Origin of the sequence: Agrobacterium sp. El2ro-1b (assembly GCF_048298475.1) — a bacterium.
In the GTDB taxonomy this organism is placed as follows: domain Bacteria; phylum Pseudomonadota; class Alphaproteobacteria; order Rhizobiales; family Rhizobiaceae; genus Agrobacterium; species Agrobacterium fabrum.
In genome coordinates this window covers 1,160,034-1,184,517 of sequence record NZ_CP103459.1, presented here as the reverse complement: position 1 = coordinate 1,184,517, position 24,484 = coordinate 1,160,034, and the positions used below count along the sequence as shown (strand labels likewise).

Below are 24,484 nucleotides of genomic sequence, written 5' to 3'. Positions count from 1 at the left end.
TCATGCATTCTCCTTGCATCTGTTTTGAAGCATTGCCGGGGTGACCCCGTAAAAAGTTTCCAGCTCCTGAGTGAGCTGCTGCCGTTCCACGGCGGCCCGGGTGGATGTCCAGCCCAATTCGCGCGCGGCGACGCCCAGGATAGCGTCGATCAGATCGGCATCGATGAGGCCGGTGATAGCGAGTGTCGTGCGTCGTAGAATGAGGTCCGTCAGGTACCGCACATGTTCGCAGCGGATCAGCCAGAGGATTTCAGCGACCGTTATCGGCGATTTTTCCGAAAGCGGCGCGTCATCCACCCGTCCCCGGCAAAAACCCATCAATTCGAAGGCACGAGTGCCATAAGCCAGGGCCAGATGCTCCGCCCGGGGCCGGTCGATTGAAAACTGCTCCGACAGCAAAGCGGGCAGGCGTCCTGCACCGATGGGGAAATTCCTGCCGCCGCCGATCGGGCGGTTCATCGTGCCGGTCAACCGCTTGCGCCCGAAGAACGTCAGAACCTCATCGCTCACCTGTTCGCCGAAGGCCCTGAAGGTCGTCCACTTGCCGCCGATCATGCAAAGCTGCGGTGGATCACCGGCGACACGGTGAATGAAATGGCTGCGGGAAATTCTCCCGGTAAAAGCGGCATCGCTGCGCGGCAGCGGGCGTATGCCGCTGAAGCTGAAGACAATGTCCGAGGGATCGACGGTGATATCCGGAAAGACCTGTCGGATCGCGTCCAGAATGTAATCCCGCTCTTCCGGTTCGCATCGCACCCGCTCGGGGCGATCCACCTTGATATCGGTCGACCCCGCGAGCACACGGCCGAGATAAGGAAAGAGAATGCAGACGCGGTTATCCGCGTTCTCAAAGAAAATCATATGACCGTTTAACACTTTGAGGAGCGCATCATTGGCGATGATGAGATGTGATCCCTTGGTGCCGGAAACGGTTGGTTTCTGCTTTTCCGCAGCCGGGGCGGCGGAGAGCGTGCCGATCGTTTCGTCAATCCATGCGCCCGTGGCATTCACGATGATGCGCGGCCGGATGGGCAGTGTTTCGTCCGTTTCCTCTGCCCGGAGATGATATTCGTCGCCGTTGCGGATAAGCTCCGCATAGTTGAGCGCGATGCTTTGCGGCGCGTCGGCCGAGGTATCGATCAGCAGTTCCAGGGCAAGCCGCTCCGGCTGGCTTATCCACGCATCGTAATAGGTGGCCGAATATCTGATGTCAGGCGTCAGGCCCGGCCAGCGCTTCAACGTCTTGCCGGCGCCGCGAAACTCGTGGCGGGGCAGGAGGCGGTTCTTCCGGGTAACGAAGTCATAGAGGGTAAGGCCCGCCTTGATGGCGAGCGCTCCCCGGCTAGCGGGTTTGCCGCCGGAGCCGAAAAATGTGGCCGCCGCGTTGAACAGGCCGCTGAACATCGAAAAAATCGGGATCGTCGTCGGCAGCGGCTGCACCATATGCGGCGCCAGTATCAAAAGAGCATCGCGCTCACGCAGGGATTCCGCCACGAGGCCAAATTCGCCATTTTCGAGATAACGCAGGCCTCCATGGATCATGCGCGAGGGCGCTGCGCTACAGCCGGAGGAAAAATCATTGCGCTCGACCAGCAGCACCCGCAACCCCTGCAGGGCGAGATCGCGATAGGCGGCAATGCCGTTGATACCGCCACCGATGACGACGGCGTCGAAATCACCGTCGTGCCGGATACGGCTAAGAGCGTCCTCGCGAAAACTGGGCATAGGAATACCGTTCGCTGGCTAATGACCAGCGTCCCAATGGTGTTGATCGTTTAGTGCGACGGAGAAGACGGGAGGCGAAAATTATGTGCTGTTCGCCAGGAGCCCCGCCTTACCGGGATGTTTCAGCTATCGAGCCCGACAAGATGTTCGGTAACGCCAGCGCTGATGAGGGCCAGCTCACTCTCTTTAAGTCGCAGGCGGGCGGCGGCGGCGTTTTCCACAGCCTGCGCCGGATCGCGCGCGCCGCACAGCGAGAAGGTTATGCCCGGCTGGGCAATCGTCCAGGCAATCACCACCTGCGCGACCGACGCTCCATGCGTGGCCGCCAGTGGTTCCAGCACCGCCATCAACCGCGCGATCTTCTGACGGTTCGCCTGGCTGAAACGGGGATTGCCATGGCGCTGATCATTTTCTGCAAACACCCGTTCCGGCCCGACCTTGCCTGAGAGAAGGCCGAGTGCCAGCGACGAATAGCTGAGGACGGAGACAGAATTCTTCCGGCAAAGCGGCAGAAGCGTCTTCTCGATATCACGCTTCACCATGGAATATTCTTCCTGAATGGCATCCAGCGCGCCGGTGGAAATATAGGCCTCCAGATCATCAGGCGAGACATTGCTGGCGCCGATGGAGCGGATCTTCCCCTCCTCCTTCAGCCGTACCAAAGCCTCGACCGTCTCGGCAACGGGCGTCGTGGCGTCCTGCCAATGGGTGACGTAATGGTCGATGTAATCGGTTCCGAGCCGCTTCAGGCTTTCTTCGACCTCGTAACGGATCGAAGCAGCACCGAGATAACGGTGAACAGGTTTGCCATCCTGATGGAAGAAATAGGCACCCTCGTTCACATGCCAGACGAGACCACATTTGGTGACCAGCACCACCTTGTCGCGCCGGCCGGCAATCGCTTTGCCTACGATGGTTTCCGCAAGCCCCATGCCATAGGCCGGGGCGGTATCGATCAGGGAAATGCCGGCATCGATGGAGGCCTGGATGGCGGCAATGGATTGCCGCTCATCGGTGCCGCCCCACATCCAGCCGCCAATGGCCCAGGTGCCAAGCCCCACGGCGGATGCGCTGATGCCGCTGCCGCCGATCGTCCGGGTCAATATTGCGTTCTCCGTCACGACGTTTCCCCTTCCCCTTGATTCAATAAATAACTGGCAATCGCCTCATCCACGACGAGCGAGGTCAGATAACGACCGGCAAGCGTGGCCGCCACCGGTCCGGCCTTGATGGCGCCAGCCGCCACGCCGATGATGTTCGGGCACCGGGCAAGCTGCCTGGGGTCCAGCGCCACCACACGCGAATTGAGATCGATCCGCGCCAGTTGCCCGTCCGCCATGGTGAGATGAGCGAGGAATTCACCGGCAATGCCCACATCCATCAGCGCCTGCCCGCCACGGGCCGCATCCGGCAGAAGATCGTAATACCCAGAGCCAGGCGCCTCCACCGAACCAATACCGACCAGTGCGACCTGCGCCTGCCGCGCTAAGTCGAACACTTCGCGGATCGACGCGACATTCATCAGCAGATCGCGCTGTTCCTCATCCTCTGCAAACAGCGGCGCATGCAGGAGAGAGGCGCTGCCGCCGAGCTTTTCCGCAAGCTGCGTGGCGAGATGATTGACATCGGTATAATGCTTGCCCTGCACGCCGCCGGTCAGCGGCACCACCCGCACGTCGAAGCGCCGCTCCGCCTCCAGATTATCAACGACGGCGCTGACCGCCTTGCCGCCGGTAATCGCGATCACGTCCCCATCCCGGATTGTCTCCAGTAAATGGTTCGCGGCCACCCGGCCAACCATCTGCAAGACGGTTTCCGGATTGTCGGAGACGGTTGGCGTCACCACCGACTGCGTGAGGCCAAAACGGCGGCTGATCTCGTTTTCGAGGTCCACCAGCCGCTGATAGGGACTGGCGATGGTGATCTTCACCATGCCCGCCTTACGGCCCGCCGCGATCATGCGGTTCACCTTGGTATGGGAAAGATTCATACGCTCGGCGATCTCCGACTGCTTCACCCCCTCGATGAAATGCAGCACCAGGACGGAATACATCTGCCGCTGTTGGTCGAAGTCGTCCTTGATATCCAGCATGATCGTCTTTCTCCAGTTACCCTCGGGTGCACGAAGGGCGCTCAACGGCGGCGCCTGACCAGATAGTGGTCGAACAGGACCGCGGCCAGCAATATGCTTCCCCTGATGATGTCCTGCCAGTAGACAGACACGTTGAGCAAGGCAAGCGAACTGGAAACGACGGACAAAAGGATCGCGCCGAGGATGGCACCTAGAATGGTGCCCGAGCCACCGGAAAGGCTCGCGCCGCCGATGACCGCCGCTGCAATGACATTCAGTTCCATGCCGACGCCGAAGCTCGGCTGGGCGGACCCGAAGCGGGCCATGTAGATGACGCCGGCAACGCCGCACAACATCGAGCAAAGCGTGGTCGTGGCAAACACCACCCGGCCGACGCAAATGCCGGAATAGGCCGCTGCCTTGGGATTGCTGCCGGTATAGAACACCTTGCGGAAGGCGGTCGTGCGCCGCAGCAGCAGGTCGAAGACAACGACCACAACCAAGAAGATGATGAGCACCAGCGGAATGCCGCCAAGCGCGCCCTGGCCGATGAACTTGAATTCCGGCGGCAGGGAATAGAGCCCCAGCGGCCGCCCGCCGGTTGCCAGGAGGCAAACACCGCGCGCAATCACCATGACGCCGAGCGAAACGATGAAATGATGCAGGCCAACGACGGTGGTCAGAAATCCCATTGCCATGCCGACCAATGTCGTGAGGCAGATTGCAAGACCTGCCGCGACCCAGGGATCGACACCGTTGAGGAACAGCCAGCCGGCCGCCACCATCGCAAGTGCTGTAACGGACCCCACGGAAAGATCGATACCACCCGAGATCAGCAGGATCGTCATGCCCACCACGACGATGCTTTCGATGGCGAAGACCATGGCCATGGCCCGCAGATTGTCCACCGTCAGGAAGTAGGGCGATATGAACGACATCACTGTAAAAAGGGCGAGAATGATGACGATCAGCCCGGTTTCGCGCGCCTTGATCGCCGGCTCCCACCAGGCCGTGCGGCGAACCGCCGTCTCGGCAAGGCTTGAAGGTGTTTCCGATGTTGCCATTTTCCCGCTCCCTCAGGCTTCCGCCGCATTCTGCATGATAGTGATCGATGCGAACTGCATGATCTTTTCCTCCGTCATGTCGTCCCCTTCGACCTCGCCGGTGATGCGCCCCTCGCGCACGACAAGCACACGATCGCTGACACCGATGAGTTCCGGCAGCTCCGAGGAGATGACAACCACGCCAACGCCTTCACGCGCCAGCTCCCGGATCTGACGGTGGATTTCCGCCTTGGCGCCCACATCCACCCCGCGGGTTGGCTCATCCAGAAAGATGACCTGGGGTTCCACCGACAGCATCTTGGCCAGCGCTACCTTCTGCTGGTTACCGCCGCTCAAGGTCGATACCGCGTCACCGACGCTGTTCGCCCGCAGTTTCAGCCGGCGTCCCAACTCATCGGCGCGCTTCATTTCCTTACGCCGCTCGATGAAACCCATGCCGTTCGATATCCTGCCAATATCGAGCGCCGAGACATTGGCAGCGATGGACATGTTGAGGAACAATCCGTCGCCCTTGCGATCCTCGGAGAGATAAACGATCCCCTCGCGGATGCTGTCGCGATAATCCCTGAGCTTCAGCGACCGGCCGCGCAGCGCGACTTCACCTTTCGGCTTTCCTTCCAGCCGGCAGACGGCACGTGCAATCTCGCTGCGGCCCGCACCGATCAGCCCGGCAAACCCTAGGATCTCGCCCCGCCGCAGATCGAAATCGACGTCGAAAACACGCTTTCCTTCGTTCAGTCCCCGAACCGAAAGAATGACCTCATCCGATTTTTCATCATCCGCCAGTTTCGCCGGATAGAGCTTGTCGAGCACGCGCCCCACCATGCTGTTGACGACCTCTTCGGGAGAGATTTCGGCAATATTTTCCGTCCTGATATGGCAGCCGTCGCGCATGACCGTGATGCGGTCGCAATGTTCGAAAATCTCCGCCATGCGGTGGGAGATATAGATGATGGCGATGCCGCGCGCCGCCAGCCGGCGCATGATCTTGAAAAGCGTCTGGGCCTCGGTCTCGGTCAGCGCCGCCGTCGGCTCATCGAGGATCAGGATACGGCAATCGAGCGTCAGTGCCTTGGCGATCTCGACGATCTGCTGCTGCGAAATCGACAGGTCACCGGCTCGGCGGGCAGGATCGATATCGCCGATCTCCCGCAGCACCGTTGCCGCCCGTTTTTCCAGATCGCGATAATTCATGAACCAGGAGCGGCTCTGGCCGGTCTCCGACATGTACATATTTTCGGCAACCGAAATCTCCGGGCAGAGTGCAATCTCCTGATGCACAAAACCGATGCCGAGCCTGTTTGCCGCATTTGGCGACGATATGCGAACCGGCTTGCCATCCAGCAGGATTTCCCCGCCATCCGGCTGCAGAATGCCGTCGATAATATGCATCAGCGTCGACTTACCCGCACCGTTTTCACCAGCAAGCGCGTGGATTTCGCCGCGCCGCAGTTCGAGTGCGGCACTCCGCAATGCCCGCACAGGCCCGAACGCCTTGTGAATATTCGTCATGCTGAGAATGACCTCACCCATAACGCCCTCCCGAACCTGCTTCCCTCGTGACCGGCGAGGCCAAAACCTCGCCGGTTTTTTTGAGCGACGCCTCAGCGTCCTTTCATATACTCATTGAGATCGAAGGAAGCGGCGTTCGCTTTGGTGATGACAGCGAAACCATTATCCATCGATGGTACCTGCATCGGGTTGAAGCCGGAGACCTTATAGTCGTTGAACGGGTCGATCAGGTCCGAATGGGCGCCCAGAAACGTGTTCATGAAACCCATGAAACCCTGAACCCCCTGGTTGGGATTGATGGACATATAGATATTGCCCTGCTTGATGTGTTCCAGCGTTGCCGGCGTAATATCCGCGTGCAGGATCAGGACCTTCTTTTTCGCTTCCAGAACCGCAGTCGTCGCACCTTCGGCGGAGCCGGCCTCAGGAATCCAGAGCGCGCCCAGATTGGGGTTTGCCTGCAGGAGAGCGCCGACCGCCTGATAGGCGACGTTGGCGTCCTGGTTCGTCGCCTGCCGGCCGACCAGCTTCATCTGAGGATAGGTGCGCCCCATATAGTCGACAAGGGCGGTGACGCGCAGATCATGATTGCTCTGGCCCGGATTTTCCAGAACTGCATATTCACCCTTTTCGCCGAGCTTCTTGACGATCTCGTCAGCCGCAAATTTCGCCTCGGCAACATTATCAGAAGTGATATAGGCGGTGCGCTTCGACTTCGGAGAATCCGCCGCGAAGGTCGTCACGGAAACACCTGATGCAATTGCCTTGTTGATGGGCTCGATGAAGGGATCAGCCTGCATCGGGTGCAGCAGAATGCCTTTCGGTTTCTTCACCAGTTCCTGCTCGAAGGACGCGATCTGCTTGGTGATGTCATATTCCGGCGTACCGGTGAAGACAGCCTCGCAGCCCAGCGCCTTGGCGGCCTGCTTGAACCCCTCGAAGACCGGCACCCAATAGGGGTGGCTGGAAACCATGACGTTCATCACATAGGTCTCACCCGGCTCGCAGGCGAGTTTACCTGCAGCGGTGGCCGGCGCTGTTGCAGCAGCGCTCATCGCTACGGCCAGAACACTCGCAGCAGCGGTCGATTTCAGAAAAGCCAACATATTCCCCTCCCAAGGACAATGACTTAATCGCAATAAATTTCGATGTTCGTAATTTATTGCATGTCACTTGAGGTAGCCGGAAAACCCGGCTGCGTCAACAGCTTTGAATTTTATTTTTAGTGATGAAATTTATTGCGGTACACGGAGTGCACCGGGCTACCCGCTACAGACACTGGCCGCGGAAATGACGACATGCGCAATCGATGACTTGAATAGCTCAGGGATATGACAGTCTGGGCCATGGCTGAACCAGAAACGAGAAAAGGGTTTCTGATTGCTCAGAAACCCTTTTCATGAATTCGGATGGTGGGCGTGACAGGGATTGAACCTGTGACCCCTACGATGTCAACGTAGTGCTCTCCCGCTGAGCTACACGCCCTCCGTGGCGGCGGATAGACCACAAAACCGGTTCATGCGTCAACTGCTTTTTTTCGGTTTTGTGAAGGTTTTTTGAGAGGCCTTACGCCACAAGGAGTTTGTTCACTTCATCCACAAGATCGCGCAGATGGAACGGCTTGGAAAGCACCTTGGCATCCTTCGGAGCCTTCGAATCGGCGTTGAGCGCAACGGCTGCGAAGCCGGTGATGAACATCACCTTCAGGTCCGGGTCGAGTTCGGTGGCGCGCCGCGCAAGCTCGATGCCATCCATTTCAGGCATGACGATATCGGTTAGCAGCAGCGAAAAAGGCTCTTCGCGAAGCCGGTCATAGGCACTGGCGCCGTTGTCGAAGGAAGAAACCTTGTAACCGGCTTTTTCCAGCGCTTTCACGAGAAAGCGGCGCATATCGTTGTCGTCTTCAGCGAGAAGAATTTTCTGATTCATCATAAGTGACCGTAACTGCTCAATGTTTGGAATATCCTAGCCCGATTATAGGATTTTCACGGTAAATATCCTGTGAACGCGTGAATCGGTATAGCGCTGTTTGGGCGATAGTATGGACTTGCCGCACCGTAACTGGCAACATGAACATCCTGATAGTTTGCGACATGGTAAATAGCACTGAATGGACTGGGTGACGGGTGAATATGAGCTGTTCGAAGTAACGGAACCTGCCGTTCAAACCCTGCCATTTGTCTATAATTCCCCACATAGCGGCCGCTGCTATCCCATCTCCTTCCTGGAATCGGCACGGCTCGATTCGCATGAGATTCGCCGCTCCGAGGATCATTTCGTCGATGAGCTGTTCGCCGCAGCGCCCGAGATCGGCGCGCCGCTTCTGAAGGCCAATTTTCCGCGGGCCTATCTTGACGTCAATCGCGAGCCTTATGAGCTCGATCCCCGCATGTTCGAGGGCACGTTGCCGCCTTATGCCAATATCGGCTCCATGCGTGTTGCCGGCGGACTTGGAACCGTGCCGCGGATCGTTGCGGAGAATATGGATATCTATGCCCACCGCCTGCCGGTGGACGAGGCGTTGGCGCGGATCGAGACGATCTACAAGCCGTATCACGCCTGCCTGCGCCGACTGCTTTCGCGCACCCACGCCCATTTCGGCATGGCGGTGCTGATCGACTGCCATTCCATGCCCGGCAATATCCGCGTCGCCGGATCGAACCTGAAGCCCGATGTGATCATCGGCGATCGCTACGGCACCAGCGCTTCCCAGGAAGTATCCCGCGCCGCCCTGCATTTTCTCGAGGAACTGGGTTTCGTCGCCGTCTGCAACAAGCCCTATGCCGGCGGCTTCATCACCGAGCATTATGGCCGGCCGATCCGTTCGCTGCATGCGCTGCAGATCGAGGTCAACCGGGCGCTTTACGTGGATGAAAAGACGCTTTTGAAAAAAGCCGATTTCCCCGCCATTCAGGCATCGCTGGAAATCTTCATGCGCCAGCTCGGCGCCTTCGTTTCGGAATACGCGATCGAAACCTCGCTCGCCGCCGAATAGCACCTCGAATTATGCGCTATTTCAACACCTTCCCTGGAGTGCCTGGCCGCGCGCCGGGCAAAAAAAACCGCGCCTGAGCGCGGTCAAGTCTAGGGAGGAAACACCCAAGGAGGGTATTTACAGTCAAAGACTGCAGGGTCACGCTACGCAGTAACTGCACAATTGTCAATCATTTTATTATTTGCATATTTTTTAGGCTTATGCCGAAAATATGGAAACGCGGGCTCCGGTATGCGTATGAGTGGACGGCGGATGTGATTCCAGTCTATGCATTGCCCACAGAATTCAGGCCACCATTCCACGCGATGAGGTTTCGCATGCTGCCCGACCGGGATTTCTTCTTCAAACTTGCCGATGCCGCCAGCGCCGAGACGCTTCCTCGCTTCCGCACGGGCATTGCCGTCACCAATAAGCAAGATGGTGGTTATGATCCGGTGACGGAAGGCGATCAGGCAGCGGAAACCGCGATCCGCGCGCTCATCGAAGAACGGTTTCCGCAGCACGGCATTCTTGGCGAAGAACACGGCAATGTCGGTCTCGACCGCGACCATATCTGGGTCATCGACCCGATCGACGGCACCCGCGCCTTCATTTCCGGCGTGCCGGTCTGGGGCACGCTGATCGGCTTCCAGTCGGCCGGCCGCGCCACGATGGGCATCATGGACCAGCCCTTTACGAAAGAGCGTTATTTCGCCGATGGCGAAGCCGCCTGGTATTTCGGACCCGACGGTGAAAAGAAAATCCGCACGCGTGATTGCGCGTCTCTCTCGGATGCGGTGCTGTTCACCACCACCCCGCATATCTTCACCACGGAAGAAAAGCCCCTTTATGAAAAGGTGCAGGATCAGGTCCGCCTTTTCCGTTACGGCGTGGATTGTTACGCCTATTGCCTGCTCGCGGCCGGCCATGTTGATCTGGTGATCGAATCCGGACTGAAGCCCTATGATGTCGGTGCGTTGATCCCGGTGATCGAACAGGCGGGCGGCATCATGACTACCTGGGATGGCGGGCGCCCGGAAAATGGTGGGCGCATTCTGGCCGCCGGTTCCAAGGCCGTGCACGAAGAAGCCCTAGCCATTCTCTCGAAACTCTAGGCAGCTTGGCTCAAGCGGCCATCACTCCGGCGCGAAAAACGCGTCGATGGCCGCCAGCGCCTGTTTGCGGAAAACGTCGCGCTCATGCAGCAATTCGTGGCGCGCGCCGGTTATCGGAAGAAGCTGTGCTGCCCGGAAATTGCGCGAAAGCTCTTCCTGCGCCTTATAGGGCGTAATCGTATCCAGCATCGGCGCCAGTATGAGGGTTGGAACGGTAATATTCGTCAGGTGATCCTGACGGGTCACGCGGCCCATGGTCTTCAGCGCTTCATAGACCCAGCGCGCCGTCGGCGCGCCGATGAACAGTTCCGGAAACTGCCGGTGCAAAGCGAGATTCCTGGCAAAACGCCTCGCGTCCGAGGTCAATGGATTGCCATCGAAATCCCGCTCGCGCTGGTCCCTGCCAAGCTGAACCCTGCCGAGACCGACAAGGCTCAAGGCCTTCGCAACCAGCCGGATGACGGACGGTGGAACCGATTGCTGGCTATCCAGCTCGATGAAAGGTGAACACAGCGCCAGACGGTCAATCCGGTTCGACAGGCCCGGCGCGGCCGCAAGGGCCGCAAGCGCACCGGTCGAATGCGCGATCATGAAGAATGGCAGCCGCGTATCCGGCAGCACCACCTGCTCGAGAAACAGGCTGATATCGCGCTGATAATCGGAAAAGCGCCGCACATGCCCGACGCCCGGCTTTTTCAGGAGCCTTTCGGAACCGCCCTGCCCGCGCGTGTCGAATGTCGCGACCCAGAAGCCCATGGCCGTCAGATCGGCGACCGTTTCGAAATATTTCTCGATACATTCGTTCCTGCCGTGAAGCAGAACCACTGTTCCCCGGGCAATGGAGCGGGTGGCGCGAAAGATCGCATAACGAAGCTGTTTGCCGCCGTGGCCGGTAAAATATCCGACGGTGTGGTTGCCGGGAACCGGGTTGTCTTCGCTGGCGCGCAATGTGGCTTCAATCATCGGTCTTTTCCGGCTTTTCTGCCCTTTCGGGATAGGTCGGCGGCGCGGGAAGGTCAAAGAAAAAATTGCCGGAACCGTCGGTTAAAGCAGTCGCGGTTCCGGCGAATAAGACAGAAGAAGAAGGGACGTTATTGCTTCTGCCGGCGGAGAATGCCTCCGATGACCGCAGTTTTATGGCTCTCAAACTGAACGATGCCGGAACCGGATGTTCAGCCATGGTTCATGTTGCCTTCGTCTTTTCATGCCCCTTGACGCCGCGCATGACCATTCCCATTTTCTTCATGCGGTCGCCAGAACGGGACCGCATGAAATGTCCGGCCATCGCCAGAATGGGATGCCGGACTTAACCGCAAACAGTCGCTTCTCAAGGAGGACACCATGCGTCACGTTGATTTTTCCCCCCTCTATCGCTCCACCGTCGGCTTCGACCGTCTTTTTTCGATGCTCGACGGCCTCGGCCAGCCTGAACAGGCGCAGTCTTATCCGCCCTATAATATCGAACGAACAGGTGAAAACACCTATCGTATCACCATGGCGGTTGCCGGTTTCGATGAAACCGAACTCAGCATCGAATCCCGCGCCAATGCACTGACGGTGAAGGCCGAGAAGGCTACGGACGAAAAAACGACCGAGGGCGAATTCCTGTATCGCGGCATCGCCACCCGCGCCTTTGAACGCCGCTTCCAGCTTGCCGATCACGTCGAAGTCCAGACCGCTTCCTTAAAGAACGGCCTGCTTCACATCGACCTCGTCCGCAATATTCCGGAAGCGATGAAACCACGCCGCATCGCGATCTCGTCCGACAGCGCCGAGGCGCCGAAGACGATCGAAGCCCAGATTACCCCGGCTCAGGTCAACTAAGCTTTCTGACATGTAAAACGAACGGCCCCTTTACGGGGCCGTTTTTGTTTGCGGAGATCATATCAGCGAGCAGACGCCGCCGCACCTTCCGCAGCCGCCGTTTCCGCGATCGCCGCCTTTTCATGCGCCTTGCGGGCATAACGCTGGGCCAGCACCGCGCAGACCATCAGCTGGATCTGGTGGAAGAGCATGATCGGCAGCACGATCGCGCCAATGCTCTGGCCGGCGAAAATGGCACCCGCCATGGGCACACCGCTGGCAAGGCTCTTCTTCGAGCCGCAGAAGGTGATGGTGATTTCATCCGCCTTGTCGAAACCGAGCAGACGGCTGCCGAACATCGTCACGCAGAGAACAATCGCCAGCAGCACGATGTTGATGAGGATGACCACGCCGATATCGCGGAGAGAAAACGTGTGCCAGATACCCTCGATGACGGCATCGGAAAATGCCAGATAAACAACCATCAGGATCGAACCGCGATCGACGGGCGACAAAAGCTTCTTGCGCGCTCGGATCCACTCGCCGATCCACGGCTGCAGCGCCTGGCCAATAATGAAGGGCAAAAGCAGCTGCAGGAAGATTTGCAGGAATGCATCCAGCGAAAATCCGCCGCCATGGCCGCCGACCGTAAACAGCAGGCCGACCAGCAATGGTGTCAGGAACATGCCGAAAATATTCGAAGCCGAGGCCGAACAGATCGCCGCCGGAACATTCCCGCCCGCCATGGAGGTGAAGGCGATGGAGGACTGCACTGTTGACGGCAGCACACAGAGAAACAGCACACCCATATAAAGCGGGGCCGGCAGGATGCTTTCGGGAATGAAACCGATCGCTACGCCGAGAAGTGGGAAAAGCCCGAAGGTGACGAGAAGGATCGCCAGATGCAGCCGCCAGTGCAAGATGCCTGCAATCACCACATCCCGCGAAAGCCGCGCGCCGTGCAGGAAGAACAGCAAAGCGATCGCGAGTTTTGTCGCAAGTCCGAAATACACCGCTGGCTCGCCGCTGATCGGCAGAATGGAAGCCAAAATCACGGTGGCCACCAGCATCATGGTGAAACGGTCGGGCAAAAAGCGGGTCATTGGAGGTCTTTCCGGCATCGGTTTTGCTTGAAACGCGCGTCACTATCGCTCATCATGATTTCCGATGCAAAGATTAACAGTTATCATGATTTGAGATAATGCTGAACCTTCAACATCTTGCCAGCTTCGTCATGCTTCAGCAAACCGGCAGTTTCACGCTTGCTGCCGAGCGGCTCGGCATTGGCCAATCCACCGTCAGCCAGCATATCCAAAGGCTTGAGGCCACTCTTGGCCGCCGGTTGATCGCACGAAGCACCCATCAGGTGAAACTGACCGGCGAGGGTGAGGCGCTCCTCGGTTACGCCCGCAACATGCTTGATATCGACAGCAAGGTTTCATCGCTGTTCAGCGAAAACCGCCTCCGCGGACGCTTAAGGCTTGGTGTGTCGGAAGATTTTGTTGCCAGCCGGCTGACAGCCATTCTGGAGGAATTCATCCGCCTTTATCCGCTGGTGGATCTGGAACTGACGGTTTCGCTGAGCGGCGTACTCTACCAGATGCAGGACAATGGCGAGCTGGATGTGGTGCTAGCCAAACGCCGTCTTGGCGACAAGCTCGGCCATTTCCTCTACCGCGAACCGCTGGTGTGGCTGGCGCGCGACCCAGAACGCATGCTGAACCAGCCGGATGCCCTGCCGCTCATCGCCTTTCCGCCGCCGAGCATTACCAGAAAGGCGGCGCAGGAAGCATTGGACCGGGCCGGCCTCTCCTGGCGGATCGTCTGCACCTGCGGCAGTCTGAGTGGACTGACCGCTGCGGCAAGAGCGGGCATGGGCATTCTGGTGCAGCCCCGCAGCATGGCGCCCGCCGGTCTCAAGGAAATTGCGGCGGGTGTGCTGCCAGCTCTGGAAGATGTGGAATTCGTGCTTCAGCCGAGCAAGGGTACGGATACGAAGCTGGTGCGCGCCCTTTCCGATCTCGTGTCCAGCAAGAGCATCGCACCCGGCAGCTTCGTCTAACGCGTCTCAATTGTCCCGTTTCGAGAGGCAACGGCCAACGCTGTCACGCCAGCCCGCGATCGCGTTCTTCCGCTCGCCTTCTTCCATGTCGGGGCTAAAGCGGCGGTCACGGCGCCAGTGGTCGGCAAAGGCCTTGCGGTCCGGCCAGATGCCGGCGCGGGAGGCCGCAAGCCAGGCTGCGCCCAGAATGGTCGTTTCCAGAAAGACCGGACGATCGACCGGGGCGGCAAGAATATCCGCCAGCCGCTGCATGGTCCAATCGGAAGCAACCATACCGCCATCGACCCTCAGCACCGTCTTGCCATTGTCACCCGCCCAGTCCTTGCGCATGGCATCAAGAAGATCAAAGGTCTGGTAAGCAACGCTTTCCAGCGCCGCGCGGGCAAATTCCGCAGGTCCCGTACCGCGCGTCAGGCCGAAAATCGCTCCGCGGGCCTCGGCATCCCAATAAGGCGCACCAAGGCCGGTAAAGGCCGGCACCAGATAGACACGCTGCTTGGGATCGGCCTTTTCGGCAAGCGCGCTGACTTCCGACGCAACCGAAATGAAACCGAGTTCATCCCGCAGCCATTGCACGGCGGCACCGGCGATGAAGATCGAACCTTCAAGCGCATAGGTCGTCACGCCATCGAGACGGTAAGCAATCGTCGTCAGCAACCGGTTGGTGGATGCCACCCGGTCTGTGCCGGTATTGAGAAGGGCAAAGCAGCCGGTGCCATAGGTGGATTTCATCATGCCCGGCTCAAAGCAGGCATTGCCGATGACGGCGGCCTGCTGATCGCCGGCCACACCGAGGATCGGAATTTCCGCACCGAGAAGCGCCTTATCCGTCACGCCGAAATCGGCAGCGCAGTCCAGCACCTCCGGCAGCATGGCGCGGGGAATGTCGAGGATAGACAGCAATTCGTCATCCCAGGCGTTGTCTTCGATATTGTAGATCAAGGTACGGGAGGCATTGGTGGCATCAGTCACATGACGCCGGCCGCCAGTCAGGCGAAAGATCAGGAAACTGTCGACGGTGCCGAAGCAGATTTCTCCCTTCACGGCTTTTTCGCGAAGGCCGCTGACGCTATCGAGAAGCCATTTCAGCTTGGTGCCGGAAAAATAGGGATCGAGCAGCAGCCCGGTCTTTTTCGAAAACAGCGGCTCCAGCCCTCGGCGCTTCAGGTCCTCGCAGACCGGCGCGGCGCGCCTATCCTGCCAGACCACGGCGCGATGCACGGCCTCGCCGGTGTTGCGGTCCCAGAGCACGGTCGTTTCACGCTGGTTGGTGATGCCGATTGCCGCAATATCGGAAGCGGCGATGCCGGCATCGGCAAGCGCCAGCCGGATGGTTTCGAGCACGCTTTTCCAGATATCTTCGGCATCGTGTTCGACCCAGCCCGAGGCCGGGAAATGCTGCGGAAATTCTCGCTGGCCGACACCGATCACCCGCATGTCGCGATCAAAGACCATCGACCTCGTCGATGTCGTCCCCTGATCGATCGCCAGAATATAACCGCCCATTATGTCACTCCCTTTCAGACGCAATGACGGGGCGGCAAAGCCGCCCCGGTTTGTTCAGATTTGATGCAGAAATTACTTCTGCCAACTTTTGACCAGTTCGTCGTAATTGACGGTGACCGGCTTTTCCTTTTCGTTGGCGATCTTCAGCTGTGGTGCCAGATTGCCCTTCGAAACGGCGTCCTTGTTCCAGTAGTCGATATCATGTTCTTCCGCCAGTTTCGGGCCGATATCGCCCTGCACACCGGCGCGCTCGATACGGGCCATGACCTTTTCCTGCTCGGCGCAGAGTGAGTCCATTGCAGCCTGAGCGGTTTTGGCACCCGACGACGCATCGCCGATTGCCTGCCACCATAGCTGTGCCAGCTTCGGATAATCAGGAACGTTGGTGCCGGTCGGTGACCATTGTACGCGGGCCGGCGAACGGTAGAACTCGATCAAACCACCGAGCTTGGAAGCCCGGTCCGTGAAGCTCTTGTGATGGATGGTGGTGTCACGAATGAAGGTGAGACCGACGTGGCTCTTCTTCACATCCACTGTCTTGGAAGTCACGAACTGCGCATAAAGCCATGCGGCCTTGGCGCGGTCGTCGGGGGTGGATTTCATCAGTGTCCACGAACCCACATCCTGATAACCGAGCTTCATGCCGTCCTTCCAGTAGACGCCATGCGGGGAAGGTGCGACGCGCCATTTCGGCGAACCGTCCTCGTTCACGACAGGCAAGCCCGGCTTGGCCATATCGGCAGTGAAGGCCGTGTACCAGAATATCTGCTGGGCGACGTTGCCCTGCGCCGGCACCGGACCTGACTCGGAGAAGGTCATGCCCTGTGCTTCCGGCGGCGCGTATTTCTTCAGCCATTCGAGATATTTCTCAATGGAATAGACCGAAGCGGGACCATTGGTATCGCCGCCGCGCGCGACGCATGAGCCGACCGGCTGCGATTTGTCATTGACCTTGATGCCCCATTCGTCGACCGGCAGGCCGTTTGGCAGACCCTTGTCGCCGTTGCCGGCCATGGAAAGCCAGGCATCGGTGAAGCGCCAGCCGAGCGACGGGTCCTTCTTGCCGTAGTCCATATGGCCGAAGACCTTCTTGCCGCCGACATCGCGGCCGGTGAAGAATTCGGCAATATCTTCATAAGCCGACCAGTTGACGGGAACACGGAGGTCGTAGCCGTATTTGGCTTTGAAATCGGCCTTGTTCTTGTCGTCGTTAAACCAGTCGTAACGGAACCAGTAAAGGTTTGCGAATTGCTGGTCGGGAAGCTGGTAGAGCTTCTTGTCCGGCGCAGTGGTAAAGGCGCTGCCGATGAAGTCCTTCAGGTCGAGACCGGGATTGGTGACGTCCTTGCCTTCATTGGCCATGAAGTCCGTCAGGTTGCGCACCTGCTGGTAACGCCAATGGGTGCCGATAAGGTCGCTGTCATTGACCCAGCCGTCGTAGAGGTTCTGGCCGGTCTGCATCTGGGTCTGGATCTTTTCGACGACGTCACCTTCCTGGATGATGTCATGCGTGACCTTGATGCCGGTAATGGCGGTAAAGGCCGGAGCCAGAACCTTGGATTCATATTCATGCGTGGTCAGGGATTCGGAAACCACCTTGATTTCCATGCCCGAAAAGGGTTTTGCCGCATCGACAAACCATTGCAGTTCCTTTTCCTGCTCCGCACGGGAAAGCGACGACATGTCGCCGATTTCCTTGTCCAGAAACTGCTTTGCCTCCTCCATTCCGGCGAAAGCGGAGCCTGTCATTGCCAGCAGCATGGCTGCCGTCGTCGTCATCAGATGCCGTCGCATATCAGTCCTCCCAAGGGTTGCGATTGCATGAAGTCTGCGGGTGCGGTTTTCCTCCGCCGCACCTTTTTCCTGCTCTAGACAAAACGGAAAACGCCGATGGCGTAGACCAAGGATAGAGCGAGAGCCCACCACAGGTTCGGGCCGACCAGCCCGAGCCATGCGAGATGAATGAAGGCGCTGCCGAGCAGCGAAATGAACAGCCTGTCACCGCGCGTCGTTTCGAAGCGCAACAGGCCGAAGCGGGGATTGCCGCCAGGCGAGAGACGTTCCCAGACCCACATGCCGACCAGCAGCACAGCAATGGCAGCGAAAAAGGCCGCCGTAGCCCAAGTCCATGCCATCCAGGTAAAATCGGGCATCTTCATCATGGTCAAACCCTCCCCAGCGCAAAGCCCTTGGCGATGTAATTGCGCACGAACCAGATCACCAGCGCACCCGGTATTAGCGTCAGCACACCGGCAGCGGCAAGCAGACCCCAGTCCATGCCGGCGGCGGAAACGGTGCGTGTCATCGTCGCGGCAATAGGCTTTGCGTCCGTCGTCGTCAGCGTGCGGGCGATCAGAAGCTCGACCCATGAGAACATGAAGCTGAAGAAGCAGGCGACACCGATGCCGGAGGCGATGAGCGGCATGAAAATCTTCACGAAGAATTTCGGGAAGGAATAACCGTCAATATAGGCTGTTTCGTCGATTTCCTTCGGCACGCCGGACATGAAACCTTCAAGGATCCACACCGCCAGCGGCACGTTGAACAGGCAATGCGCCAGCGCGACCGCGATATGCGTGTCGATCAGCCCGAACGCCGAATAGAGCTGGAAGAACGGCAATGCGAAGACGGCCGGCGGCGCCATGCGGTTGGTCAAGAGCCAGAAGAACAGATGTTTGTCGCCCAGGAAACGGTAACGCGAGAAGGCATAGGCTGCCGGAAGCGCGGCCGCGACGGAAATCACCATGTTCATGACGACATAGATGATCGAATTGATATAGCCCGAATACCAGGAGGAATCGGTGAAGATCGTCCGGTAGTTCTGCAATGTCGGCTGGTGCGGATAAAGCGTCATCGACGAAACGATTTCCGCATTCGTCTTGAAGCTCATATTGATAAGCCAATAGATCGGCACCAGCAGAAGGATGATGTAGATCGTCGGCACCAGCCAGGAAAACCTGGATGGCCCATGGTGGCGGCGTGACCGTGCTGTTCCGGCAAAGCTGGGCCGTGCCGACGCCGCAACGTTCGCTGAGCCAGTGCCGAAGCCATTCCGTTCCACGCCGGTGGTGACATTGGAGGCGCTCATGTCTCAGGTCTCCGCGTCGTGGCTGGTCATCACGGTGTAGAACACCCAAGACAACAGCAGGATGATGAGGAAGTAGATCAGCGACATGGCCGCCGCCGGGCCGAGGTCGAACTGGCCGAGCGCCATCTTCACGAGATCGATGGACAGGAAAGTAGTGGAGTTACCCGGGCCGCCGCCGGTGACGACGAAGGGCTCGGTATAGATCATGAAACTGTCCATGAAACGCAGCAGGAAGGCGATGAGCAGCACCCGCTTCATCTTCGGCAGCTGGATATAGCGGAACACTGCAAAACGCGACGCGCCGTCGATCCGTGCCGCCTGATAATAGGCATCCGGAATGGAAACGAGGCTGGCGTAGCACAGGAGCACGACAAGGCTCGTCCAATGCCAGACATCCATGATGACGACCGTAATCCACGCATCGACGGGATCGTTGACATAGTTATAATCAAGCCCGAGCTGATTGGCATAATAACCGAGCAGCCCGATATCGCTGCGGCCGAACACCTGCCAGATGGTGCCGACGACATTCCACGGCACCAGAAGCGGCAGCGCCATCGTCACGAGGCAGACCGGCACGCCGATGCCGGATTTCGGCATTTTGAGTGCGATGAAGATGCCGAGCGGAATTTCGATTGCCAGGATGATGCCGGAAAAGACCAGATTGCGCCCCAGAGCGTTCCAGAAGCGGTCCGATGCCAGAATTTCCTGAAACCACTGTGTTCCTGCCCAGAAGAACTGGTTGTTGCCGAAGGTGTCCTGCACCGAATAATTCACGACGGTCATCAGCGGAATGACGGCGGAAAAGGCGACCAGCACCAGCACCGGCAGCACCATGAACCACGCCTTGTTATTCCAGCTTTTTTCCATGGTCAGGCTCCCATCTTCACGCGCCAGGAATCGGCGAAAACGCCGACCGCAGCCGGGTCGAAACGGACACCCGCTTCCGCCGGAATTTCCTCGTCTTCGGCAACAACGATCGCCAGCTTCTGGCCGGCAAACCGGGCACGGACGATCTTCTGCCGGCCGATATCCTCAACCTTGTCGATGCTGATCGGCATGCCGCCGCGCTCCAGCCGGATGAATTCCGGGCGGATGCCGATCTCTATGCGCTGACCCAAATCAAGTTTCGGCGCACCTGCCAGCGGTACACCAAGACCGCCGACCACAGCCGTCGTCCCCTCGATGTTGGCGGGCAGCACATTCATGCCCGGCGAACCGATGAAATAACCGACGAATGTGTGTCCCGGCCGCTCGAAAAGCTCGGCGGGCGTGCCGATCTGAACGATCTGCCCGTCATACATGACCACCACCTTGTCGGCGAAGGTCAGTGCCTCGGTCTGGTCATGCGTGACATAGACCATGGTAAAACCGGACTGGCGGTGCAGGCGCTTCAGCTGCGAGCGCAGCACCCATTTCATATGCGGGTCGATAACCGTCAGCGGCTCGTCGAAGAGAATGGCGTTGACGTCGGAGCGCACAAGACCGCGCGCCAGCGAAATCTTCTGCTTCTGGTCTGCCGTCAATCCGCGGGCATGGCGTTTGGCCATGCCGGAAAGATCGGTCATTTCGAGAATTTCCCGCACCCGACGATCCACTTCGGCCTCCGGCACCTGCCGGTTTCGCAGCGGAAAGGCGAGATTGTCGTAAACCGTCATCGTGTCGTAAACGACCGGGAACTGGAACACCTGAGCGATATTTCGGTCCTCGGTGGCGAAATCTGTCACGTCGGTTCCATCAAAGGCGATGCGGCCTTCGGAGGGGCGCAGCAGGCCGGAAATGATGTTGAGCAGCGTGGTCTTGCCGCAGCCGGAGGGGCCGAGCAGCGCATAGGCGCCGCCATCCTCCCATTCGTGATGCACTTCTTTCAGCGCATAATCGCCGGCAGCCTGCGCCTTGGCGTTATAGGCGTGGCGGATATGATCGAGCGTGATGCGTGCCATGACCGATCTCCCCTCAGGCCGCTTTGCCGATGGCGCGACCATTCGCGTCAAAGGCCATCAGGTGTTTTGTATCAAGAAACAGCTCGATATCCCTGTCGGGTTCGATGTCGTGGATACCATGTGCCAGCATGACCCAGCGCCGGCCGGAAAATTCCACATGCACGAAACTTTCCGATCCCGCGATTTCCGAAATCAGCGTCCGCGCCCGGATGGATTGCCGCGCCTCACCTTTCGCATAGGGGAAAAGATGATGCGGCTGGAAGGCAATGGTCAGAGGTCCATCCGGCACGGCGGCAAGATGCGCCGGCACCGCAACCACCGCCTTGTCGGCGCGCGTGAAAGCGTTACCCGTCTTGATGACCTCGAGGGTGTTGAGCGGCGGATCGGCAAAGATTTCCGCGGTCACGATATCCACCGGCTGCCGGTAAACCTCGATCGTGCGGTTGAACTGCGTAACCCTTCCTTCGTTGAGCGTCGCCGTATTACCACCTAGAAGCAGCGCCTCTGAAGGTTCCGTCGTGGCATAAACGAAGATCGCGCCGGACTCGGCGAAGATGCGTGGCAGCTCCTCGCGCAGTTCCTCACGCAGCTTGTAATCGAGATTGGCGAGTGGCTCATCGAGCAGTACCAGATTGGCGTTCTTGACGATGGCGCGGGCAAGCGCCGTGCGCTGCTGCTGGCCGCCGGAAAGATTGAGCGGTGTGCGGTCGAGATAGGGCGTCAGCCTCAGAAGCTCGGCCGCCTTCTTCACCTCCCGGTCGATGGTCGACTGGTCCTTGCCGGCGACCCGCATCGGCGAAGCGATGTTCTCATAAACGGAAAGCGCCGGATAATTGATGAATTGCTGGTAGACCATGGCGACGTTGCGCTTCTGCACCGGCCAGCCGGTCACATCCTCGCCGTTGAAAAGGATCGAGCCGCCGCTCGGCTTGTCCAGCCCGGCCATCAGCCGCATCAGCGTCGTCTTGCCCGAAAGCGTCGGTCCAAGCAGGACGTTCAGGCTTCCGCGCTGCAACGTCAGATCGGTCGGGTGAATATGATAGTCACCACCCACCATCTTCGAGACGTTTCGCAATTCAAGCATGGTGATCCAAAGCCTCCTCCGCTTTTTGATCGGATCGTCAGATTGCCTTCAAGCGTTCACCTGCAATGTCATCGATATAAGCCGTCAGCCCAAACACCTCTTCAGGCGTCAGGAAAAGCCCCTGTTTGGTGCGGCGCCACAGAATATCTTCCGCCGTCAGCGCCCACTCCCGCGCCATTAGCCACCGAACCTCGGGCTCGTAAAGCGTGCCGCCGAAATGCCGGCCCAACGCCGTCGTATCCGCAGCGGAGCCGATTATCGCCATCGCATCCGTTCCATAACAACGAACGAGCCGCTCGGCATGACGCTCATCGAGGAAGGGATAGCGCGACCGTAAGGCCTTGACCTCTTCCGCATAGGCCTCGGCACCGAAATTTCCGCCCGGCAAATGCGAACCCGCCGTCCACGGCGCACCCTTTTCACCCAGCGCATCGCCGATTTTTTCAAGAGCATGTTCGGCAAGCCGCCGATAGGTGGTGAGCTTGCCGCCGAAGATATTGAGGAGCGGCGCTTCGCCTTCCGCCCCTTCGGTTTTCAGCACATAGTCGCGGGTCGCTTCCTGTGCTTTCGATGCGCCGTCATCAAAAAGCGGCCGCACGCCGGAATAGGTCCAGACGATATCGGCGGGCTTTACCTGTTCGGCGAAATATTCACTCGCGGCATTGCAGAGATAGCTGATTTCCTCATCGCTGATCTTAACAGCCCGGGGATCGGCGGTATAGTCGCGATCCGTCGTGCCGATCAGGGTAAAATCCTGCTCATAGGGAATGGCGAAGATGATGCGACCGTCCGGATTCTGGAAAAAATAAGCGCGCGGATCGGCGAACTTCTTGCGCACGATGATGTGGCTGCCCTGCACGAGGCGGACATTGTGGACATTGTTCTTGCCGAATGTCGCAGCCAGAACCTTGTCGACCCAAGGGCCGGCGGCATTTACCAGCATGCGCGCCCGGTAGGTCTTGCTTTCGCCGGCGGCATTTTTCGTTTCGACCCGCCAGAAGGCGCCTTCCCGCCGCGCGGAAACCACCTGCGTGCGGTTAAGGATCAGGGCGCCACGATCGGCCGCATCGCGGGCGTTCAACACCACCAGACGGGCATCATCCACCCAGCCATCGGAATATTCGAAGGCGCGGGCAAAAATCGGCTTCAGCGGTTTTCCGGCGGGATCGCGGCGCAGGTCGAGCGAGCGGGTGGCCGGCAAAAGCTTGCGGCCGCCGAGATGATCGTAAAGGAAAAGCCCGAGACGCACGAGCCAGGCCGGGCGCACCCCGCCCTTCTGGAACGGCAGCACGAACCGCATGGGCCAAATGATGTGCGGCGCCATGGCCCACAGCACCTCGCGTTCCATCAAGGCTTCGCGCACCAGACGAAATTCATAATGTTCGAGATACCGCAAACCGCCATGGATGAGCTTGGTGGCGGCGGATGATGTACCGGAGGCGAAATCGTTCATTTCCGCAAGTGCGACGGAATAGCCTCTGCCGACGGCGTCGCGCGCAATACCGCAGCCATTGATACCGCCGCCGATCACGAAAATATCGTGAATTGCCTCGTCAGACATGCACCCTCCCGCGCTTTCATCGACGCTCTCCCCATCGATATATTGAAAGCACGGCCATCTAATTCGAAGACAAAACGAATGTCAAACGAAATTCCGCCACCGCTCAATCAGGCGTTACGGGCCTCGGTTTCGATCAGCCGGACATCATGATCGGCACAGATGCTGCGGATGGAATCAACCGGACAATGATCGGTGATGAAGGTGTGAACCTGCGAAAGATGGCCGATGCGCACCGGGGCGGTGCGTTCGAATTTCAGTGAATCCGACACCAGAATGACATGGCGTGCGTTAGAGATGATCGCTTGCGCCACCTTGACCTCGCGGAAGTCGAAGTCCAGCAGAGCCCCGTCCTCATCGATCGCCGAAACACCGATGACGGCGAAATCGACCTTGAATTGACGGATGAAATCCACCGCCGCCTCACCGACGATACCGCCATCGGAACCACGCACCACGCCGCCGGCAATCACCACCTCGATGCCCGGGAACACCCTTAACCTGTTGGCGACGTTTATATTATTGGTGATCACCATCAATTCATGATGATCCGCCAGCGCTTCACCCACCGCTTCGGTGGTCGTGCCGATATTGATGAAAAGCGACGAATTATTGGGGATGAGGGCAGCGGCGGCGGCCCCGATCGCCTGTTTTTCGACAGAAGCAATCGCCCGCCGCGCCTCGTATTTGACGTTTTCATTGCCGCTCGGAAAAAGCGCGCCGCCATGAATGCGGGTCAGCACCCGCGTATCGCAGAGATCGTTCAGGTCTTTGCGGATCGTCTGGGGGGTCACCGAAAACCGCGCCGCCAGTTCGTCGACCAGCACCCGGCCGTTCGCTTTCGCCAGCGTAACGATTTCATCCTGACGCGGTGTGAGCAGCATTCCAGCCTCCCTCCTCTTCCAATTTTTTCGTTTTATTGAAGAGCGAACGAAAAACCAATGTCAAGGGAAGGTTATAGCGGCGATGGCAACCACTT

General features: G+C 58.8%; 23 protein-coding genes and 1 tRNA gene. 4 read left to right on the top strand and 20 right to left on the bottom strand.

Annotated elements, in window-relative coordinates:
• The 8 genes from NYR50_RS19655 to cpdR form a co-directional block, all read right to left on the bottom strand.
• Window positions 1-1,725: an FAD-dependent oxidoreductase gene (locus tag NYR50_RS19655; protein ID WP_418137957.1), complete on the bottom strand. Its 1,725-nt coding sequence runs from the start codon at window positions 1,723-1,725 to the stop codon at window positions 1-3.
• Window positions 1,726-1,847: 122 nt separating this feature from the next.
• On the bottom strand, window positions 1,848-2,846 hold the full coding sequence (locus NYR50_RS19650; protein WP_418137956.1) for an aldo/keto reductase: 999 nt from the start codon (window positions 2,844-2,846) through the stop codon (window positions 1,848-1,850).
• Window positions 2,843-3,817, bottom strand: a complete 975-nt coding sequence (locus tag NYR50_RS19645; RefSeq protein WP_006312892.1) for a sugar-binding transcriptional regulator — start codon at window positions 3,815-3,817, stop codon at window positions 2,843-2,845. The genes NYR50_RS19650 and NYR50_RS19645 overlap by 4 nt, the downstream gene beginning before the upstream one ends.
• Before the next feature lie 41 nt (window positions 3,818-3,858).
• Window positions 3,859-4,860, bottom strand: coding sequence for an ABC transporter permease (locus NYR50_RS19640; protein WP_418137955.1), 1,002 nt, complete (start codon window positions 4,858-4,860; stop codon window positions 3,859-3,861).
• A gap of 12 nt (window positions 4,861-4,872) precedes the next feature.
• A complete protein-coding gene (locus NYR50_RS19635; RefSeq protein WP_418137954.1) occupies window positions 4,873-6,393 on the bottom strand; it encodes a sugar ABC transporter ATP-binding protein in 1,521 nt (506 codons plus the stop codon).
• Between the two features lie 71 nt (window positions 6,394-6,464).
• Window positions 6,465-7,478, bottom strand: coding sequence for a substrate-binding domain-containing protein (locus tag NYR50_RS19630; RefSeq protein WP_418137953.1), 1,014 nt, complete (start codon window positions 7,476-7,478; stop codon window positions 6,465-6,467).
• Between the two features lie 304 nt (window positions 7,479-7,782).
• Window positions 7,783-7,857: transfer RNA gene (locus tag NYR50_RS19625), tRNA-Val, on the bottom strand.
• Window positions 7,858-7,938: 81 nt separating this feature from the next.
• On the bottom strand, window positions 7,939-8,301 hold the full coding sequence (gene cpdR, locus NYR50_RS19620; RefSeq protein WP_003497910.1) for a cell cycle two-component system response regulator CpdR: 363 nt from the start codon (window positions 8,299-8,301) through the stop codon (window positions 7,939-7,941).
• A gap of 181 nt (window positions 8,302-8,482) precedes the next feature.
• On the opposite strand from cpdR, the gene NYR50_RS19615 reads away from it, so the two are divergent.
• On the top strand, window positions 8,483-9,367 hold the full coding sequence (locus tag NYR50_RS19615) for an N-formylglutamate amidohydrolase (RefSeq protein WP_006312898.1): 885 nt from the start codon (window positions 8,483-8,485) through the stop codon (window positions 9,365-9,367).
• Between the two features lie 317 nt (window positions 9,368-9,684).
• Entirely contained in the window at window positions 9,685-10,461 is a 777-nt protein-coding gene (gene hisN / locus NYR50_RS19610; RefSeq protein ID WP_174010674.1) for a histidinol-phosphatase, read from the top strand.
• A gap of 21 nt (window positions 10,462-10,482) precedes the next feature.
• Here hisN and NYR50_RS19605 read toward each other — a convergent pair whose 3' ends face one another.
• Entirely contained in the window at window positions 10,483-11,424 is a 942-nt protein-coding gene (locus NYR50_RS19605; RefSeq protein ID WP_174010676.1) for an alpha/beta fold hydrolase, read from the bottom strand.
• Window positions 11,417-11,641 carry a hypothetical protein gene (locus NYR50_RS19600; RefSeq protein WP_174010678.1) on the bottom strand — a complete coding sequence of 75 codons (225 nt, stop codon included), beginning with the start codon at window positions 11,639-11,641 and terminating at the stop codon, window positions 11,417-11,419. Before NYR50_RS19600 ends, NYR50_RS19605 begins: the two co-directional genes overlap by 8 nt.
• A gap of 161 nt (window positions 11,642-11,802) precedes the next feature.
• Between NYR50_RS19600 and hspL the strand changes: the two genes are divergently transcribed.
• Window positions 11,803-12,285: a heat shock protein HspL gene (gene hspL / locus NYR50_RS19595; RefSeq protein WP_006312908.1), complete on the top strand. Its 483-nt coding sequence runs from the start codon at window positions 11,803-11,805 to the stop codon at window positions 12,283-12,285.
• A gap of 62 nt (window positions 12,286-12,347) precedes the next feature.
• Here the strand turns inward: hspL and NYR50_RS19590 are convergent, their stop codons facing one another.
• A complete protein-coding gene (locus tag NYR50_RS19590; protein WP_174010680.1) occupies window positions 12,348-13,367 on the bottom strand; it encodes a bile acid:sodium symporter family protein in 1,020 nt (339 codons plus the stop codon).
• A gap of 98 nt (window positions 13,368-13,465) precedes the next feature.
• Here NYR50_RS19590 and NYR50_RS19585 point away from each other — a divergent pair, with 98 nt between their 5' ends.
• A complete protein-coding gene (locus NYR50_RS19585) occupies window positions 13,466-14,326 on the top strand; it encodes a LysR family transcriptional regulator (protein ID WP_174010682.1) in 861 nt (286 codons plus the stop codon).
• Between the two features lie 6 nt (window positions 14,327-14,332).
• Here NYR50_RS19585 and glpK read toward each other — a convergent pair whose 3' ends face one another.
• The 9 genes from glpK to NYR50_RS19540 form a co-directional block, all read right to left on the bottom strand.
• A complete protein-coding gene (gene glpK, locus NYR50_RS19580; RefSeq protein WP_418137952.1) occupies window positions 14,333-15,832 on the bottom strand; it encodes a glycerol kinase GlpK in 1,500 nt (499 codons plus the stop codon).
• 72 nt (window positions 15,833-15,904) lie between these two features.
• Window positions 15,905-17,626, bottom strand: a complete 1,722-nt coding sequence (locus NYR50_RS19575) for an extracellular solute-binding protein (protein WP_418137951.1) — start codon at window positions 17,624-17,626, stop codon at window positions 15,905-15,907.
• Window positions 17,627-17,700: 74 nt separating this feature from the next.
• Window positions 17,701-17,994, bottom strand: a complete 294-nt coding sequence (locus NYR50_RS19570; RefSeq protein WP_418137950.1) for a DUF2160 domain-containing protein — start codon at window positions 17,992-17,994, stop codon at window positions 17,701-17,703.
• A gap of 2 nt (window positions 17,995-17,996) precedes the next feature.
• Window positions 17,997-18,920 (bottom strand): carbohydrate ABC transporter permease, encoded by a 924-nt coding sequence (locus NYR50_RS19565; RefSeq protein WP_418137949.1) that lies wholly within the window; start codon window positions 18,918-18,920, stop codon window positions 17,997-17,999.
• Window positions 18,921-18,923: 3 nt separating this feature from the next.
• Window positions 18,924-19,790 carry a carbohydrate ABC transporter permease gene (locus NYR50_RS19560; RefSeq protein ID WP_418137948.1) on the bottom strand — a complete coding sequence of 289 codons (867 nt, stop codon included), beginning with the start codon at window positions 19,788-19,790 and terminating at the stop codon, window positions 18,924-18,926.
• A gap of 2 nt (window positions 19,791-19,792) precedes the next feature.
• Window positions 19,793-20,863: an ABC transporter ATP-binding protein gene (locus NYR50_RS19555; protein ID WP_418137947.1), complete on the bottom strand. Its 1,071-nt coding sequence runs from the start codon at window positions 20,861-20,863 to the stop codon at window positions 19,793-19,795.
• A 13-nt stretch (window positions 20,864-20,876) separates the two neighbouring features.
• The gene (locus NYR50_RS19550) at window positions 20,877-21,947 is read right to left on the bottom strand and encodes an ABC transporter ATP-binding protein (protein ID WP_418137946.1); all 1,071 of its coding nucleotides are present in this window, start codon (window positions 21,945-21,947) and stop codon (window positions 20,877-20,879) included.
• Between the two features lie 37 nt (window positions 21,948-21,984).
• Window positions 21,985-23,508 (bottom strand): glycerol-3-phosphate dehydrogenase, encoded by a 1,524-nt coding sequence (locus NYR50_RS19545; protein WP_418137945.1) that lies wholly within the window; start codon window positions 23,506-23,508, stop codon window positions 21,985-21,987.
• A gap of 107 nt (window positions 23,509-23,615) precedes the next feature.
• On the bottom strand, window positions 23,616-24,389 hold the full coding sequence (locus tag NYR50_RS19540; RefSeq protein ID WP_418137944.1) for a DeoR/GlpR family DNA-binding transcription regulator: 774 nt from the start codon (window positions 24,387-24,389) through the stop codon (window positions 23,616-23,618).
• Between the last annotated feature and the right edge of the window lie 95 nt (window positions 24,390-24,484).